The organism is Histidinibacterium aquaticum, from assembly GCF_008710275.1.
Classification (GTDB): Bacteria; Pseudomonadota; Alphaproteobacteria; order Rhodobacterales; family Rhodobacteraceae; genus Oceanicola; species Oceanicola aquaticus.
The window spans coordinates 283,836-297,836 of record NZ_VYQE01000001.1 but is presented as its reverse complement, the minus strand read 5'-3'; the positions used below and the strand labels follow the sequence as shown (position 1 = coordinate 297,836).

18 protein-coding genes are annotated in these 14,001 nt (G+C 66.3%); 11 read left to right on the top strand and 7 right to left on the bottom strand.

The genetic code is table 11. From position 1 onward, the window contains the following. Position 1 precedes the first annotated feature (1 nt). Entirely contained in the window at positions 2–739 is a 738-nt protein-coding gene (locus tag F3S47_RS01510) for a response regulator transcription factor (protein WP_150443453.1), read from the bottom strand. Positions 740–984: 245 nt separating this feature from the next. Here F3S47_RS01510 and F3S47_RS01505 point away from each other — a divergent pair, with 245 nt between their 5' ends. The 7 genes from F3S47_RS01505 to F3S47_RS01475 all read left to right on the top strand — a co-directional run bounded on the left by F3S47_RS01505 (position 985) and on the right by F3S47_RS01475 (position 5,460). Beyond that, complete coding sequence (locus F3S47_RS01505) at positions 985–2,040, top strand: flagellar basal body P-ring protein FlgI (RefSeq protein ID WP_396279742.1); 1,056 nt, start codon at positions 985–987, stop codon at positions 2,038–2,040. Further along, on the top strand, positions 2,040–2,357 hold the full coding sequence (locus F3S47_RS01500) for a rod-binding protein (RefSeq protein ID WP_150443451.1): 318 nt from the start codon (positions 2,040–2,042) through the stop codon (positions 2,355–2,357). Before F3S47_RS01505 ends, F3S47_RS01500 begins: the two co-directional genes overlap by 1 nt. Then, a complete protein-coding gene (locus F3S47_RS01495) occupies positions 2,354–2,743 on the top strand; it encodes a hypothetical protein (RefSeq protein ID WP_150443450.1) in 390 nt (129 codons plus the stop codon). The genes F3S47_RS01500 and F3S47_RS01495 overlap by 4 nt, the downstream gene beginning before the upstream one ends. A 116-nt stretch (positions 2,744–2,859) precedes the next feature. Next, the gene (locus F3S47_RS01490) at positions 2,860–3,711 is read left to right on the top strand and encodes a flagellin N-terminal helical domain-containing protein (RefSeq protein WP_150443449.1); all 852 of its coding nucleotides are present in this window, start codon (positions 2,860–2,862) and stop codon (positions 3,709–3,711) included. Between the two features lie 99 nt (positions 3,712–3,810). Beyond that, on the top strand, positions 3,811–4,209 hold the full coding sequence (locus F3S47_RS01485; RefSeq protein WP_150443448.1) for a flagellar biosynthesis regulator FlaF: 399 nt from the start codon (positions 3,811–3,813) through the stop codon (positions 4,207–4,209). Positions 4,210–4,219: 10 nt separating this feature from the next. After that, positions 4,220–4,639 carry a flagellar biosynthesis repressor FlbT gene (locus tag F3S47_RS01480; RefSeq protein WP_150443447.1) on the top strand — a complete coding sequence of 140 codons (420 nt, stop codon included), beginning with the start codon at positions 4,220–4,222 and terminating at the stop codon, positions 4,637–4,639. Continuing rightward, on the top strand, positions 4,636–5,460 hold the full coding sequence (locus tag F3S47_RS01475; RefSeq protein ID WP_150443446.1) for a DUF1217 domain-containing protein: 825 nt from the start codon (positions 4,636–4,638) through the stop codon (positions 5,458–5,460). The genes F3S47_RS01480 and F3S47_RS01475 overlap by 4 nt, the downstream gene beginning before the upstream one ends. Positions 5,461–5,478: 18 nt before the next feature. Here the strand turns inward: F3S47_RS01475 and F3S47_RS01470 are convergent, their stop codons facing one another. The 5 genes from F3S47_RS01470 to fliF are packed head-to-tail and all read right to left on the bottom strand — an operon-like array spanning position 5,479 to position 10,140. Beyond that, the gene (locus F3S47_RS01470) at positions 5,479–6,546 is read right to left on the bottom strand and encodes a flagellar motor switch protein FliG (RefSeq protein WP_150443445.1); all 1,068 of its coding nucleotides are present in this window, start codon (positions 6,544–6,546) and stop codon (positions 5,479–5,481) included. A gap of 22 nt (positions 6,547–6,568) precedes the next feature. Next, entirely contained in the window at positions 6,569–7,399 is an 831-nt protein-coding gene (gene fliP / locus F3S47_RS01465; RefSeq protein ID WP_150443444.1) for a flagellar type III secretion system pore protein FliP, read from the bottom strand. Further along, a complete protein-coding gene (locus F3S47_RS01460) occupies positions 7,396–7,815 on the bottom strand; it encodes a FliM/FliN family flagellar motor switch protein (RefSeq protein ID WP_317978250.1) in 420 nt (139 codons plus the stop codon). The genes fliP and F3S47_RS01460 overlap by 4 nt, the downstream gene beginning before the upstream one ends. Beyond that, positions 7,808–8,449, bottom strand: coding sequence for a FliH/SctL family protein (locus F3S47_RS01455; protein ID WP_191090041.1), 642 nt, complete (start codon positions 8,447–8,449; stop codon positions 7,808–7,810). Before F3S47_RS01455 ends, F3S47_RS01460 begins: the two co-directional genes overlap by 8 nt. A gap of 2 nt (positions 8,450–8,451) precedes the next feature. Further along, the gene (gene fliF, locus F3S47_RS01450; RefSeq protein ID WP_150443442.1) at positions 8,452–10,140 is read right to left on the bottom strand and encodes a flagellar basal-body MS-ring/collar protein FliF; all 1,689 of its coding nucleotides are present in this window, start codon (positions 10,138–10,140) and stop codon (positions 8,452–8,454) included. A 141-nt stretch (positions 10,141–10,281) separates the two neighbouring features. Between fliF and F3S47_RS01445 the strand changes: the two genes are divergently transcribed. Genes F3S47_RS01445 through F3S47_RS01430 form a run of 4 tightly spaced genes read left to right on the top strand, consistent with a single transcriptional unit; the run spans position 10,282 to position 12,800 of the window. Further along, positions 10,282–10,842: a flagellar basal body-associated FliL family protein gene (locus F3S47_RS01445; protein WP_150443441.1), complete on the top strand. Its 561-nt coding sequence runs from the start codon at positions 10,282–10,284 to the stop codon at positions 10,840–10,842. Between the two features lie 10 nt (positions 10,843–10,852). Beyond that, positions 10,853–11,800: a flagellar motor switch protein FliM gene (locus F3S47_RS01440; RefSeq protein ID WP_150443440.1), complete on the top strand. Its 948-nt coding sequence runs from the start codon at positions 10,853–10,855 to the stop codon at positions 11,798–11,800. Beyond that, complete coding sequence (locus tag F3S47_RS01435) at positions 11,784–12,182, top strand: flagellar motor switch protein (RefSeq protein WP_150443439.1); 399 nt, start codon at positions 11,784–11,786, stop codon at positions 12,180–12,182. The genes F3S47_RS01440 and F3S47_RS01435 overlap by 17 nt, the downstream gene beginning before the upstream one ends. 3 nt (positions 12,183–12,185) lie before the next feature. Continuing rightward, a complete protein-coding gene (locus F3S47_RS01430) occupies positions 12,186–12,800 on the top strand; it encodes a MotE family protein (RefSeq protein WP_150443438.1) in 615 nt (204 codons plus the stop codon). A 76-nt stretch (positions 12,801–12,876) separates the two neighbouring features. Here the strand turns inward: F3S47_RS01430 and F3S47_RS01425 are convergent, their stop codons facing one another. After that, entirely contained in the window at positions 12,877–13,998 is a 1,122-nt protein-coding gene (locus F3S47_RS01425; RefSeq protein ID WP_150443437.1) for an EscU/YscU/HrcU family type III secretion system export apparatus switch protein, read from the bottom strand. Between the last annotated feature and the right edge of the window lie 3 nt (positions 13,999–14,001).

Genomic DNA, 14,001 nt, shown 5'->3' with positions numbered 1-14,001 from the left:
CTCAGGCGACCTCGGCCTGCCGCTCGTCGGGGGTGGCGACGGGCTCGTCGGCCTGGTCGATCGAGAGCTTGTAGCCCCGGCCATAGACCGTCTCGATGTACTGTCGGCCTGTCACCGAGGCGGCATCGATCTTCTTGCGGATCTTGCAGATGTAGACGTCGATGACCTTGTCGAGCGGCTGCTCCTCGGCCATGCCGTAGACCGCGTCATAGATCGCGGCCTTGCTGACCAGCCGGTTGGGGCTGAGCGCGAGGTGCTGGAAGATCGCGTGCTCGCGGCGCGACAGGCGCACGCGCTTGCCGGCGACGATCGGGTCCCGGCCATCGAAGAAGGCGGTGACCTCGCCCACCGTGACGCTTTCCGAGGCGTGGCCCTTGGCGCGGCGCATCACGCTGTTGAGCCTCGACTTGAGCTCGATCCCCTTGAGCGGGATCGTCATGTCGTCATCCGCCCCGGCGTTGAGCGCGGCGGCGGCGTGGTTCGAGTTGCGGAAATCCCGCAGGACGATGATCGGATTGCCGCAGCCGGACGAGCGGAGCAGGCGGACCTGCTCGATGGTGTTCTCGGCTTCGGCGGCGAGCAGGAAGGGGCGCTGATCGTTCCTGCCGCGGTTCAGCAGGGTCAGGTCGGTGCGGAAGAACTCCGGCCCGATGAAGACCGGCGACATGGAAACGGAGCCGAGTTCCCGGGTCAGGCCCTGATGACGCTCCGAGCGGGGCTCATAGAGGTAGATGTGCATCCCGCCTCCCTCATTAATTGATCCAGACCTGCCAGCCTGCTGTTCCCGGTCAGACTGGTGTGGCGGTCAAGTTTAGTCAAGCAAAAACAAGAACAAATGAGGCGATATACATATCTATTGATGGATTGAGGGCTCTATGGTCTAATGCCTCCAAAGATATCGGAGCGATTTACATGCCCGTCCCCCACCCGAGCCGCCCGCGCGGTCTCTTTCGGACCATCGTCCTCGCCGGCCTTGTGCTGGCGATGGCCGGGGCCGCCGCGGCTCAGGTGCGGATCAAGGACATCGCGACCTTCGAGGGGGTTCGGGAAAACCAGCTCGTGGGCTACGGCCTCGTCGTCGGTCTCGCGGGGACGGGGGACAGCCTCCGCAACAGCCCGTTCACCGAGAAGTCCATCGAGGGGATGCTGGAGCGGCTCGGCGTGGGCAATCTCTCCGAGGACCAGATCAAGACGGAGAACACGGCCGCCGTCATGGTGACCGCCTCGCTCCCGCCCTTCGCGCGGCGCGGCTCGACCATAGACGTGGTCGTCTCTTCGCTGGGGGATGCGTCCTCGCTCAGGGGCGGCACGTTGATCGTCACGCCGCTCACCGGCGCGGACGGCGAGATTTACGCGGTCGCGCAGGGTCCGATTGCCGTCGCGGGTTACGCAGCGCAGGGCGCGAACGCGAGCATCGTCGAGGGTGTCCCGACCGTGGCGCGGATCGAGAACGGTGCGACGATCGAGAACGAGATCGACTTCGAACTCAGCGAACTCGACAGCATCCGGATCGCGCTTCGTGTGCCGGATTTCACGACCGCGGTACGCGTCGAGTCGGCGATCAACGGCGCGCTCGGCGGCGGCACGGCCCGGGCGCTCGACCCGGGAACCATCGAGATCTACCCGACGGACAAGTCCGACATTCCCGGTCTCATCGCCGGGGTGGAGAACCTTAGGGTCAACCCGGACACCGTGGCCAAGGTCGTCATCGACGCGCGCTCCGGGACCATCGTGATCGGAGCCGATGTCCGGATCGGCAAGGTCGCGGTCAGCCAGGGCGGGCTGACGGTCATGGTCCGCGAGGAGATCGAAGTGAGCCAGCCCGAGCCCTTCTCCGTGGGGGAGACCGTTGTCGTGCCCCAGACGAGCGTGACGGTCGAAGAGCGGCAGACGAATTTCGCGATCCTGGAAGGAGACGTCAGCCTGCAGAGACTCGTGGACGGGTTGAACGCCATAGGTCTCGGCGCGACCGAGACGATCTCGATCCTGCAGGCGATGAAGGCGGCAGGTGCCCTTCACGCCGATCTGGAGATCATCTGATGGAGATCCCGGGAGATGCCGGGCGTCCGCCTCAAGCCTCGCAGGCCAGAGCCCGCGACACGGGCGAGGACACCGAGGCCCACCGCGTGGCGCAGGAGTTCGAGGCGGTCTTCCTGTCGCAGGCCGTCGAACACATGATGAGCACCGTGGACAGCGGCATCTTCGGTGGCGGGCATGCCGAGGAGACCTGGCGAGGCTTCATGAGCCGCGCCTTCGCCGAGGAGATCGCCGGGTCGGGAACGACGGGCATCGCCGCGAGCATCGAGACGGCGATCAACGCCTATCGGGCCAGGACCACAGAAGGAGCGTCGGAATGACGAGCGAGCAGAGTGCCTGCGTGACCGCGATAAAGGCGCTGAACGGCGTCCTGCGGCAGGAGATCAAGGCCCTGCAGGCCGGTGACTTCGTCGCGGTCCAGGAACTTCAGGCCGAGAAGGAGCGCCTGGGGGCCGAGCTGAAGGCGGCGGCCTCCCTTCTGGACGACAGCGCGCGCCTGGAGCTGCGTCGGGAGTTCGCGGCGCTCGCCGGTCTCATCGAACAGGACCGTGTCCTCCTGGAACGGGTCGCCTCCGCAGCCGGTGACGTGGGGCGGGAGCTTCGGCGGATCCGGGACCGGCACAGCCTTGGCGGGCTCTACGGAAAGTCGGGCCAGACGCAGGAACGGCCACAGGCCGGGTCCGCGCGCATAGACGCCTCGCTTTAGGTCGAAGTTTTAACCTTCACTTAACCTTCGCTTCCCATCTCCTGATCACGGCTTATGCCGATTTTCGTCAGAAAGACGATGCACACGTTATCAGAACGAAAACGGAGCAGTGAAGCATGTCTTCCATTCTGACCAACAATTCCGCGATGAACGCCCTGTCGACTCTGCGGAACATCAACAACAACCTCAGCCAGACCCAGGACCGCATCTCGACCGGTCTCAAGGTCGACTCCGCCAAGGACAACGCGTCGTACTTCTCGATCTCGACGACGATGAGCGCCGAGAGCGGGATGAACAAGGCCGTCAACGAAGGCCTGACGCTGGCGAAGAACTCGATCTCCACGGCCCGTCTCGGTGCCGAGACGGTCAAGGACCTCGCCCAGCAGTTCATGGAGCGCGCGGCCTTCGCCCAGGAAACGGGCGTTGACCAGGCCGAAGTCCAGAAGGAACTCGTGGCTCTGACGGACCAGATGCTGACCGCGATCAGCCAGTCGTCCTTCAACGGCGAGAACCTGATCTCCACGGCCGGTGTGACCGCTCAGGCGACCAAGGACGTCACCACGGGTGTGAGCCGTGCGGGTGGTACGATCTCGACCACCACGCAGAGCTTCACCAACACTGACCTGGAGGCCGTCGCGGGCAACTTCGCAACGATAGCCGGTAACATCGGTGGCGCGACGACCCAGGCAGCACTAGAGGCCGAACTGGTCGCGGCCGAAGCCGAGCTCCAGACCGTGATCGGTGCGGCGACGAATCTCGGCGTCGCCGAGAAGGCCATCGAGACGCAGCAGAACTTCCTCAACGAGTTGAGCGATCGTCTCGACGCCGGTGTCGGCTCGATGGTCGACGCCAACATGGAAGAGGAGGCTGCCCGCCTCCAGGCCCTGCAGGTTCAGCAGCAGCTGGCGACCCAGTCGCTGTCCATGGCGAACCAGGCGCCTCAGAACATCCTCAGCCTCTTCCGCTGAGGACGTCTTTGGGAGGGGCCGGTTCGCCGGCCTCTCCTCCACTAACGAGGCAGGCAGGGGTCAGCGCCAGAACGGCGTGACCGACATGGAGCAGAAGCCATGAGCATCGCAGCTTACAAGCGAACCATCAGCGAAAGCGAAACGCCGCGCCAGATCGAGCGCCGCGTCCTTTCCCAAGTTACCATTCGTCTCGAAGAGAAGGCCGAGAGCTATGACGCCGCCGAAGCGTCGAGCGACCGCATCGGCATCCTCGCCGACGGCCTGCGCGAGGCGCTGACCGAGAACCTCACCATCTGGCACCACCTTCGGTACGACCTCGCCAGCCCCGAGAACGCGCTTCCGGCGTCACTCCGGGCGCAGCTGATTTCGCTGTCGCTCTGGATCGAACGTCAGACAAACGCGATCCTCGGCGGCGGGGCAGGGCTCCGCTCGTTGGCGGCAGTGAACCGCAGCATCGTCGACGGACTGGCCGGCCGCGCGCCGGGCCCGATGGGTTGAGGGCGCACGGATGGCACTGAAACTCACACTGAAGCCGCAGGAGCGCATCGTCGTGAACGGCTGCGTCATGCGCAATTCCAGCCGCCGGCACGTCATGGTCATCGAGACGCACGGCGACATCATCCGCGGGCACGACCTGCTGGAAGAGGGCGATGCGGCGACGCCTGTCGCCCAGGTCTACTTCCTGATCCAGACGGCTCTGACCCGTGCCGATCTTCGGAAGAAGCTCGTGCCGGCCATCCAGGTCAAGCTTGCCGAACTGGTGCCCGTCTTTGGCGCGGAGCGTCGCGGCAATGTCTTCGAGGCGGCGAACTACGTCAGCGCGAGCGACTACTACAAGGCGCTGCGCGCGCTCCGGCCGCTCATGAAGCGCGAGCAGGAAATCTTCGCCGCGGCGGCACAGACGCCCTACCTGGAGGCGGCGGAGTGATACCCCTCGCGGGAATGGGGACGCAGACGGCGATGCGCCTCGTCGACGCGACGCGCGATCGTCAGCTCGAACTGATCGAGAGCAGCGCCCGCCATTCCCGCGCCATTTCGACTTTCCGCGAACGGATCGGCGACATCCAGAGCGTCGAGGACCTCCTGGACGACCAGGAGGTCTATACCTTCGTCATGCGGGCCTTCGATCTCGAGGATCAGATCTTCGGCAAGGCGATGATCGGCAAGATCCTCGAGAGCGACATCAACGACCGTAAGGCTCTCGTCAATCGACTGACGGATCCGCGGTTCAGGGAGCTTCACATCTCGATGGGCTTCACCGACGCCGGAGCGAAGAACGCCAACACGCTGGACCCCTCCTGGCAGGAGGCGATCGTCGACCGTTACGTCGAGCAGCGGTTCATCAACAACCAGGCCGAGCAGAACGAGGCGGTCGGCATCGCCCTCGAATTCCGCAGGGCAGCGCCCGAGGTCAAGACCTGGCTCGACGTCCTGAAGGACAAGGGACACGCGACGTTCATGCGGACCGCGCTGGGGATCCCCGAACAGGTTGCGCAGCTCGACATCGACAAGCAGGCGGAGCTCTTCGCCAAGAAGTTCGACATCGCGAAGCTGAAGGACCCGGCCGAGGTCGAGGCGCTGGTCCGGAAGTACACGGCGATCTCCGACGCGCTCGACGGATCGGCCGTGGCCGGGAACGCGGCCGTCCAGATGATGACGAACCTGGCGAGCGGTGCCTCGCGCCGCTACGTTCCGATCACGCTCGACATCACCGCGATCTCCGCCAAGCCCTCTGCCCCCTACCGGTAAGGCGGGGCTCGCCCGACTTTACTCTATGAGCTCGTCGTCCTCGCCGGTCGGCAGTCGGATGACCTCCTGGTCGGCCAGGTCCTTGGCGAAATCCACCAGTTCGGACTGTGCTTCGCGGACCTCGCGACCGCGTACCGGGCCCATCGTCGCCATCTCTTCGACGAGCATGTCGCGCGACCGCTGGGGCAGGGCGGCCAGGAAGAGATCGCGGATCTCCTTGCTCGCGCCACGGAGGGCCAGGGGCAGCGTATTGCCGGGGACACCGCGCATGACCTGGGCGAGGCTCTGCTGGTCCAGGCGCGCCAGGTCTTCGAAGGTGAACATCTTCTGCTTGATACTGCCGAAGGTCTCCGGGAGCCGCTCGTCGAGCGCCGAGGAGATGCGCTCGAAGGCGTCGGGATCGAGCCGGTTGAAGAGCTCCGCCATGCGCTGCTGAAGCTCCGTCGCAGTGGGGCGCGAGGCGGAGGCCATGACGTCCTGCTGAAGCGTTTCCTCGATCTCGCGCAGCATGTGGTTCGGCACGGCATCCAGGCCGATCATCCGCTCGACGATGTCCTGCATCTGGTCGGTATCGAGGAGTGGCAGTACGCGGGCCGCGACCTCGGGCGAGACGTTGCTGAGGATGACCGCAGAGGTCTGCTCGTGCTCGCCCTTGAGGTAGTTCGCGATGACGGACTCGTTGAGGGACTCGAAGCGCTCCCACATGCCGCGCTCGCGTTTCGGGCCCCGGATCTCCTTCATGATGTCGGCGACCTGGCCGTCCGGCAGGAAGTTCTTGAGCATGTTCTCTGCGACCGAGAAGGACCCGACGACTCCCCCGAGATCGGTCACCTGCTCGGTGAACTCGGACATGACGTTCTCGACCACCTCCGCCGAGATGGTGCCGAGTCCGGACATCGCCCGCGTGATGGTCTGGATGTCGTACTCGTCCAGCTGCTTCATCAGCTCGGTCCCGCGCTTTTCGCCGAGACAGAGAAACAGGATCGCAGCCTTCTCCGGGCCTTTCAGCGCGGCTGGCTTGGCCGACTTCGGGACCGGGACCGCTCCATCCTTCTTCTTGGGATCGGCAAGCAGTTCTTGTTGCATCGGGTCGTCTCCCGGTTTCCTGCTATCCGCCCGCCGCCGGGAGATAGGATTCGATGAGGCTGCCCGCCAGCATGTGCCAGCCGTCGATCAGCACGAAGAAGATTACCTTGAACGGAAGCGAGATGAGGACCGGCGGCAGCATCATCATGCCGGCGCTCATCAGGACCGAGGCGATGATCAGGTCGATCGCCACGAAGGGCAGGAAGATCAGAAAGCCGATCGTGAAGGCCCGGCGCAGCTCCGAGATCATGAAAGCCGGCACCAGCTCCCGCCAGGCCGCGTCCGCCGCTGTCTCGGGGAGGGGGGGCTCTTCCTCGGCCGCCTCTTCGCCGTCGGCGCGGGCCGCGATCTGGCGGAACAGCTCCAGGTCGCGCGGCCGGGTATTGGCGAACATGAACACCTTGAACGGGTCCGAGATGCGCTGGACGGCCTGCTCCTCGGTGATCGAGTTCGACAGGAGCGGTTCGAGCCCGCCCTCCCAGGCATCCTCGAAGACGGGCTGCATGACGAAGAACGTCATGAAGAGCGCCATGCTGGTCAGAACCACGTTGGGCGGCGTCTGGTTGAGGCCCAGGGCGGAGCGCAGGATCGAGAAGACGATGACGAAGCGGGTGAAGCTGGTCATCACGATCAGCAGCCCCGGCGCGAGGCTCAGGACGGTGATCAGCGCGATGAGCTGAAGGATGCGGCCGCTCAGCTCCGCCGTGCCGTCGGAACCCGGCGGTGTTTCCCCGAGAGCGTCGGCGAGCGCACCCAAAAGCTCTCCGCCATCCTGTGCCATGGCGGCGCCAGGAGCGAGCAGCACCGCGGCCATGACAAGCCAGCGGAGGGTGGGGCCGACCGGACGCCTCATGTGTCGCCGACGAAGTCCTTCACGATCTCGGTCAGGGTCACGCCGATCCGGTTCTCGCCGACGCGGACCAGATCGCCGCGGGCCACCAGGCGATCGCTGACGATCATGTCGACCGGCTCGCCGATCCGCTTGTCCAGCTCGATGATGGAGCCGCGGCTGAGCTTGAGAAGCTGCGAGATCGGCATCCGGCTGCGGCCAAGGACGATGTTCACGTCCAGGCCGACGTTCAGCATCGCCTCGATGCTGCGTCCGCCGCCGTTCGCACGGACCTCGTCGCCCACCATGTTCTCGAGCACGGTCTGGTTCTGTTCGTTCTCGAACTCGGGGAGGACCATGTCCTCTTCCGCCGTTGCGGCGGTCTCGGTTTTCTTGGTCGCCTGCGCGTCCGGATCTCGACCGGCCTTCGGATCACTCATGTTCTTTGCTCCGGCTGGGTGTGTCGTTGCGGGGCTGGGGCTGTTTCGCCCTCAGGCTCGCGAGGATGCGGTCGCAAATCGCCGCGTAGCTGTATTCCATGAAACCGGTCTGCCAGGCCGCGGTCGCGTCGCCGGGGGCGAGGGCCTCGTCGGCGCGGATTTCCAGCTGGCCGGGGTAGTCCTGAGCTTCCGCCGCCAGGTCGATGGCCCGGCGGATGCCCGGCAGGACCTCGGGCGAGACCGAGATCGTGAGTGTCGGGCTGCCGAGCGCCATGCGCACCGTGCGCCGGAGCTCCGTCTCGGCGCGGGCCGGGCCGTGATCCGTGATGAACTCGGGAAAGACCTGCTCGGCGATCTGGAGCACGAAGGCCAGCACCTGCTCTTCGAGCGCCGTGCGGTGGGCTTCCGCGCCCTGCTGGAGCGTCCGGATCCTGTCTCCGAGCCGTTCGAGGGTCTCGGCCTCGCGCGCCTGAAGCGAGCGGGCGGCTTCTTCAAGTCCGTCGGCTTTTCCCGCCGCGTGGCCCTCTGCGAACGCGGCCGTCCTTGCCGCGTCGAGGGCCTCGGCGTCATAGAGCGGGGGCCCCCCGATGGGCTCGTCCAGCTCGTCGAAATTCTGCAGGATCACCGGGTCCATCCCTAGGCCTCCTGTGCGAGCCATGTGCGAAGGACGCGCAGCGATTCATCGGGCTCGCTCTCGACCAGTTCGCCGATGGCCTGGAGACGGTTGCGCCGCACGCTGCCGTTCACAGCCGCGAGCTTCACGTAGTCGCCTTCGACGCCGCGGAGCGGATCGTAGAGCTCGTCCTCCGTGGCGTTCGGCCGAGGTCCGGCCTCGCCGGACTGGGTGGGCGCCTGTTGGCCGCCGGCGTCGGTGCGCCGGGGCGCCGCGGGAGCGGCGGCGTCCGACTGATGGGCGATGATGCCGGAAGGTTCGGACCGCTCGGCGGTCAGCCGCGTGACGGCGGGCTTCACGCCGAAGAGCACCACCAGCGCCACGATCGCCACGGCGAAGACACCCCGGAGCGCGGCCCCGGCATTCTCGGCGACAAGCCGGCCGAGGGAGGGGCCCGTCGCCTCGCCGAGCTCCATCGAGTAGTCCATGAACCGAAGGCTCTCGACCGAAACCGTGTCGCCGCGCTGCGCGTCGAAGCCGACCGCCGTTTCGACGAGCCGCGTGAGCTGTTCGAGCTCTTCCTGGGCGCGCTCCTCGTATTCCACGTCGCCGGAGGGCAGGCGGTTGTAGATGCCGTTGACAAGGACGGCGACGGAGACCTTCTCGATATCGCCCGGCTCCCGCACCACCTCGCTCTGGGTCGAACCGATCTCGTAGTTCACGATCTCGTCCGCCGTTGAGCGGGTGCTGCGGGTGCCGGGTGCGCCCGCGGGATCACCGCCGAGCGCCTCGGGAAGGTTGCCGCCGACGTCGACCTCTTCGGGACCGGATTCCGTATCCTCGATCGTCTCCTGCCGGGTCTCCGTGGACCGCACGACCTGCTGGTTCGGGTCGTAGCTCTGCTGGCGGATGACCTGCCGCTCGTTCGTCAGGTCCACGCTCACCTGGACCCGCGCGTTGCCTGCGCCGACCCGGGCGGAAAGGATCTGCTCGATGCTGCGCGACATCCGCTCTTCGAGCGAGGTCCGGACGGACTGGAGCGAGATGTCGCTGCCGGCTTCGCCGTCCTCGGCGAGGATCGTTTCGCCGCTCGCGGAGAGCACGGTGACCTTGCTCGGCGAGAGATCCGGGACCGCCGAGGCGACCAGGTTGCGGATCGCCCGGGCCTGGTTCCGGCTGATCTCGCCCGAGCCGGAGGCCCGGACGATGACCGAAGCGCTGGGTTCGGGACGGGACCGGGAGAACGCCTCGCGCTCCGGCATCACGAGGTGAACCCGTGCATTATCGACGGTGTCGATCGTCTGGATGCTGCGCGCCAGCTCGCCCTCTAGCGCCCGCAGCCGGTTGATGCGCTGCATGAAGCTGTTCATGCCCAGCCCGGTCGCGTTGTCGAAGAGCTCCCACCCCGGGATCCCCTCTTCGGGCAGGCCCTGGTCCGCCAGGGCCATGCGCGCGCGGGCGACGTCGGGCTCGGGCACGCTGACCACGGAGCCTCCGCCGGTCAGCTCGACGCGGAAGCCGGCCTGTTCGAGCGTGTTCACGACCTGCGAGGCGCCGGCCGGCGAGAGACCGCTGTAGAGGGGCGTGTAGGACGGCGCCATCACCGCGCCCACGCCAAGGAGCAGGGCGGCGACCAGGCCCAGGCCGGTCGCGCCGAGCGCGATGAGGCGATTGCGCCCCAGCGACATCAGGTTATCAAGGATAGACTTCACGGCCAGCCGCTGTTTGTTCTTGGTAACACAAGAATAGTATGCATGATCTTTGCCGCTTAGCAATCTTTTAATAGATATTTATACTTGAAATAATCGTCTTGTCTTGAGATAGTTTAGGCAAGAAGCGGAGACTTTGAGTCCATGGCGGCAGGTCAGGCAGAAATGGCGAGCGGAACGACCGGACGCGGTCGGGCAGGTGTTGTCCTGCTCGCCGGCGCCCTCTCCTGTGCCGCTCTGGCCGGAGGGCTGGTCTTCGGCGCGGGCTACGATGGCGTGAAGGCCGCGCTTCCGTTCGGCGGGAGCGATGAGACCGAGGCCGCCGGTGACCACGGATCCACGGGCGAAGGACTTTCGGAGGCTGGCGAGCATGGCGGCGTGCCGGGTCAGGCATTGCTTCAGCTCGAGGAAATGGTCGTCAACGTCACCTCGGTTGGGGCCAGCGGCCGACTCAGCTCAAGGTTCATGAAGGTGAACATCGCCGTCGTCTACGACCCGGAAGGGGAGGGCGGCGACAAGTTCGAGGAGCGCCACCTCTTCGTTCGCGACGCCTTCCAGGATTACCTCCGCCAACTCAACGAGAGCGACCTGGACGGGAGCATCGGGCTGCAGCGCCTGAAGGCCGAGCTGTTGCGCCGGGCCCGCGCGGTCGCGGGAGGCGATGCACCCAGCGACATCCTCATCGCGGACCTCGTGATCCAATGACGGACAGCAGATGAACGCCCGCGCGAGCGAAAACCTGGACGGCAGCGAGACCGTCGAAGAGGAGATCATCCGGCTCTCCTCGCTCAACTTCGAGCGGATGCCGATGCTCGAGGTCATGTTCGATCGCTACGTGCTGTCGCTCGCGACCGCCATGAAGAGCTTCGCGGGCCTTCCCGTGGACGTGCGGCTCGAGTCCTTCGACTACCTGACCTGCGGCGAGGCGATGAAGAGCCTCCCGTCTCCATCCCTGTCGGCGTTGACGTTGGCCAACCCGTGGAACGGGTCGCTGCTGATGACGCTCTCGCCCGACCTGCTCTTCTCGACGCTCGAGATCCTGCTGGGCGGAAGAGAGGCCCGGCCGAAGGGCTGGACGCCGCGCAGCTTCACCGCCATCGAGCGCCGCTTCGGCAACCGCCTGGCGCGTCTCGTGCTCGACGAATTCGCGCTGTGCTTCCGGCAGCTTTCCGAGGTCTCCTTCGAGATCGAGAGCCTGGAAAGCAGTCCCGAGGCAGTCGCGCTCGCGCCTGTCAGCAGCCCCTGCGTCCGCGTGACGCTCTATCTCACGCTGGCGGAGAGGGGCGGGACCCTGTCCTTCCTCATTCCCTACACCGCACTCGAGAATGTGCGCCTCCTGCTCAGCCAGCCGTTCCTCGGCGGCAAGCTCGGCGGCGACAGCGGGTGGCGTAAGGACCTCGAGTCCAAGATCGAAGACACCACGGTGACACTGACCGCCCACCTTCACAGCCTGAAGGTGCCGGTCCAGGAGGCGCTCGGATGGCGGAAGGGCCAGACGATCGACCTCGGGATCGGGCCCGATCAGCCCGTGGACGTGATCTGCGGAGACAAGACGATGTTCCGTGGTCAGATGGGACGGCGCGCAACCGGGCAGGTCGCCCTGCGCCTTACCGAAGAAAAGGTCGAACTGGAGGCCGCAGATGCCGATGTCTCAACTGATTGATACGCTCATCCTCGTGCTCTTGGCCGGAACGCTGGGCTACGCCTACTTCGTGGACCGACGGCTGCGGCGGCTGATGACGGCGCTCGCCGAACTGGGCCCGATGGTCGGGCAGTTCTCGGATGCGGTCGACAAGTCCGAGAGCTCGGTCTCGGAGCTCAAGCGCGCGACCGAGAGCGCCCGCAATAGCACGCGGGGGACCACGGATCCCCGGCTCGGTGCCGTCCGCAAGCGCGTCTCGGCGAAACAGGCCGCCGAACGTCGCGAAGAGGCGACGCAGCAGAGAGCCCCCGAGCCGCCGCGCGAGCCCGCCAAGCCCGCGCGCCGTGAGAAGTCGGACCTCGTGCGCCAGTTCTTCGACGCGACGCGCGGCAGCGAGGCATAATCCATGAGCAAGTTCCGCTTGCTGATCCTCTCCCTTGCATCGGTCGGTGCTGTGAAGGCGGGGCTGTCGCTCTCCGGCGCCTCGTTTTCCGAACTGGGCCTGGACCTCGTGGCGGCCGCGGAAGCGGCCGGCTCCGAGGAGGCCGAGACCGTGGAGGTGTCGCAGCCCGCAGAGCCAGAAGCCTGCGAGATGCCCGATGACATCTTCGAGGCGATCTCGCACGAGCGGGAGCTGCTTGCGGTTCAGAAGGAAGAGGCGGCCCAGCGACGCGCCGAGATCGACCTTGCGCGCGAGCAGCTCTCCATCGAGGCGTCGCAGCTTTCCGACCTGAAAGCCGAGCTCCAGGAGGTGCTGGCCCAGGTTGAGGCGGCGCACCAGGGCGACATGGATCGGCTCATCAACCTCTACCGGAACATGAAGCCCGCCGAAGCGGCGGCCATCATGAACGAGCTCGATCTCGAGGTCACCGTGACCCTTCTCGGGGCGATGGAAGAGCGCGACGCCGCGCCCATCCTTGCGCAGCTGGCGCCCGTCCGAGCCCAGGCAATCTCGCGGATCATCTTCGAGCGGGCCCGTCTCCCCGGCGACCAGCGGCTCGAGAACATCCGGGTCGAATAGGACCCCCGGCCGACCGGGCCGGCGTCATCCTCAATGACCAGAGTGAGGTGGATTTCGGTTTCGCCGGGGCCCGGCCCTAGAGCTCGTCCCGCAGGCTGGAGCCCGCGGGAGGCGCCCGGCGGATGTTGCGCCGAAGGTCCATGACGAAGCTGATGATCTCCGCCAGCGCCTGCCAGTGCTCGACCGGGACGACCTCGTCGACCTCCGCCACTGCGTGCAGGCTGCGCGCGAGAGGTTTGTTCTCGAGGATCGGAACGTCGTTCTCCCGGGCCAGCTTTCGGATCCGCGCGGCGACATGGTCGGCGCCCTTCGCCACGCAGACGGGTGCTGAATCGCGTCCCGGCTCGTAGCGCAGCGCCACGGCGTAGTGCGTTGGGTTGGTGATGACGACGCTCGCGCCCGGCACGGCGACCGCGATCCGCTGGCGGGCCCGCTCTCGCCGGATGTCGGTCCGGCGGTTCTTGAGGTGGGGGTCGCCCTCGGACTCCTTGTGCTCGTCGCGCAGCTCCTTGTGCGACATCTTCTGCTTCTTGGTCCATTGGGCGCGCTTCCAGAGGATGTCGCCGATCGCGATGGGCACGAGAAGCACCGTCGTCGCGATGAGCATCGTCGTCACCTCGGACCGAATGAACGCGAGGAGCCCTTCCGGCGGCAGGATACCCATCCAGGTTTCCGAGACCGCCCGTCGGGCGATCCAGGTGCCGATGGCGGCGACGATGGCGACCTTCAGGGTGTTCTTGAGGAACTCGACCATCGTGTCGGCCGAGAAGAGGCGCTTCAGGCCCGCGACCGGTGAAATCTTGCTGCCCTTGGGCTTGATGCGTTCCAGTGAGACGACCGTCTCGCCCTGGATCAGCACGCCGAAGAGCGCGCCGAGGATCATCACGATGAAGACGGGCGCCAGTACCCGGCCGACCTCCCGCGTCATCGCCGAGGAGGCCGCGGCGAGGTCCGAGAGCCCGCGCGCGCCGCTGCCGATATCCGTCTGTCCCGCCATGTCGATCATGCCGCGCAGGGCGCCGACGAGACCCACCCCCACCGAGGGGATGAGGAAGGCCGAGAGGATCATGAGCGAGAAGACCGTCATCGCGGTTCCGGTCTCCTTGGAGGCCGGAACGTCGCCCTGGTCGCGCGCCTTCTTGAGCTTTCGCTCGGTCGGCTGCTCCGTCTTGTTCTGCTTGTCCTCTTCGTCGGCCATCTC

Excerpts from the sequence above, each read along its gene's own strand:
- F3S47_RS01510 (WP_150443453.1), bottom strand. The coding sequence starts at position 739 with ATGCACATCTACCTCTATGAGCCCCGCTCGGAGCGTCATCAGGGCCTG.
- F3S47_RS01505 (WP_396279742.1), top strand. The coding sequence starts at position 985 with ATGGCCGGGGCCGCCGCGGCTCAGGTGCGGATCAAGGACATCGCGACC.
- F3S47_RS01500 (WP_150443451.1), top strand. The coding sequence starts at position 2,040 with ATGGAGATCCCGGGAGATGCCGGGCGTCCGCCTCAAGCCTCGCAGGCC.
- F3S47_RS01495 (WP_150443450.1), top strand. The coding sequence starts at position 2,354 with ATGACGAGCGAGCAGAGTGCCTGCGTGACCGCGATAAAGGCGCTGAAC.
- F3S47_RS01490 (WP_150443449.1), top strand. The coding sequence starts at position 2,860 with ATGTCTTCCATTCTGACCAACAATTCCGCGATGAACGCCCTGTCGACT.
- F3S47_RS01485 (WP_150443448.1), top strand. The coding sequence starts at position 3,811 with ATGAGCATCGCAGCTTACAAGCGAACCATCAGCGAAAGCGAAACGCCG.
- F3S47_RS01480 (WP_150443447.1), top strand. The coding sequence starts at position 4,220 with ATGGCACTGAAACTCACACTGAAGCCGCAGGAGCGCATCGTCGTGAAC.
- F3S47_RS01470 (WP_150443445.1), bottom strand. The coding sequence starts at position 6,546 with ATGCAACAAGAACTGCTTGCCGATCCCAAGAAGAAGGATGGAGCGGTC.
- fliP (WP_150443444.1), bottom strand. The coding sequence starts at position 7,399 with ATGAGGCGTCCGGTCGGCCCCACCCTCCGCTGGCTTGTCATGGCCGCG.
- F3S47_RS01460 (WP_317978250.1), bottom strand. The coding sequence starts at position 7,815 with ATGAGTGATCCGAAGGCCGGTCGAGATCCGGACGCGCAGGCGACCAAG.
- F3S47_RS01455 (WP_191090041.1), bottom strand. The coding sequence starts at position 8,449 with ATGGACCCGGTGATCCTGCAGAATTTCGACGAGCTGGACGAGCCCATC.
- F3S47_RS01445 (WP_150443441.1), top strand. The coding sequence starts at position 10,282 with ATGGCGGCAGGTCAGGCAGAAATGGCGAGCGGAACGACCGGACGCGGT.
- F3S47_RS01440 (WP_150443440.1), top strand. The coding sequence starts at position 10,853 with ATGAACGCCCGCGCGAGCGAAAACCTGGACGGCAGCGAGACCGTCGAA.
- F3S47_RS01435 (WP_150443439.1), top strand. The coding sequence starts at position 11,784 with ATGTCTCAACTGATTGATACGCTCATCCTCGTGCTCTTGGCCGGAACG.
- F3S47_RS01430 (WP_150443438.1), top strand. The coding sequence starts at position 12,186 with ATGAGCAAGTTCCGCTTGCTGATCCTCTCCCTTGCATCGGTCGGTGCT.
- F3S47_RS01425 (WP_150443437.1), bottom strand. The coding sequence starts at position 13,998 with ATGGCCGACGAAGAGGACAAGCAGAACAAGACGGAGCAGCCGACCGAG.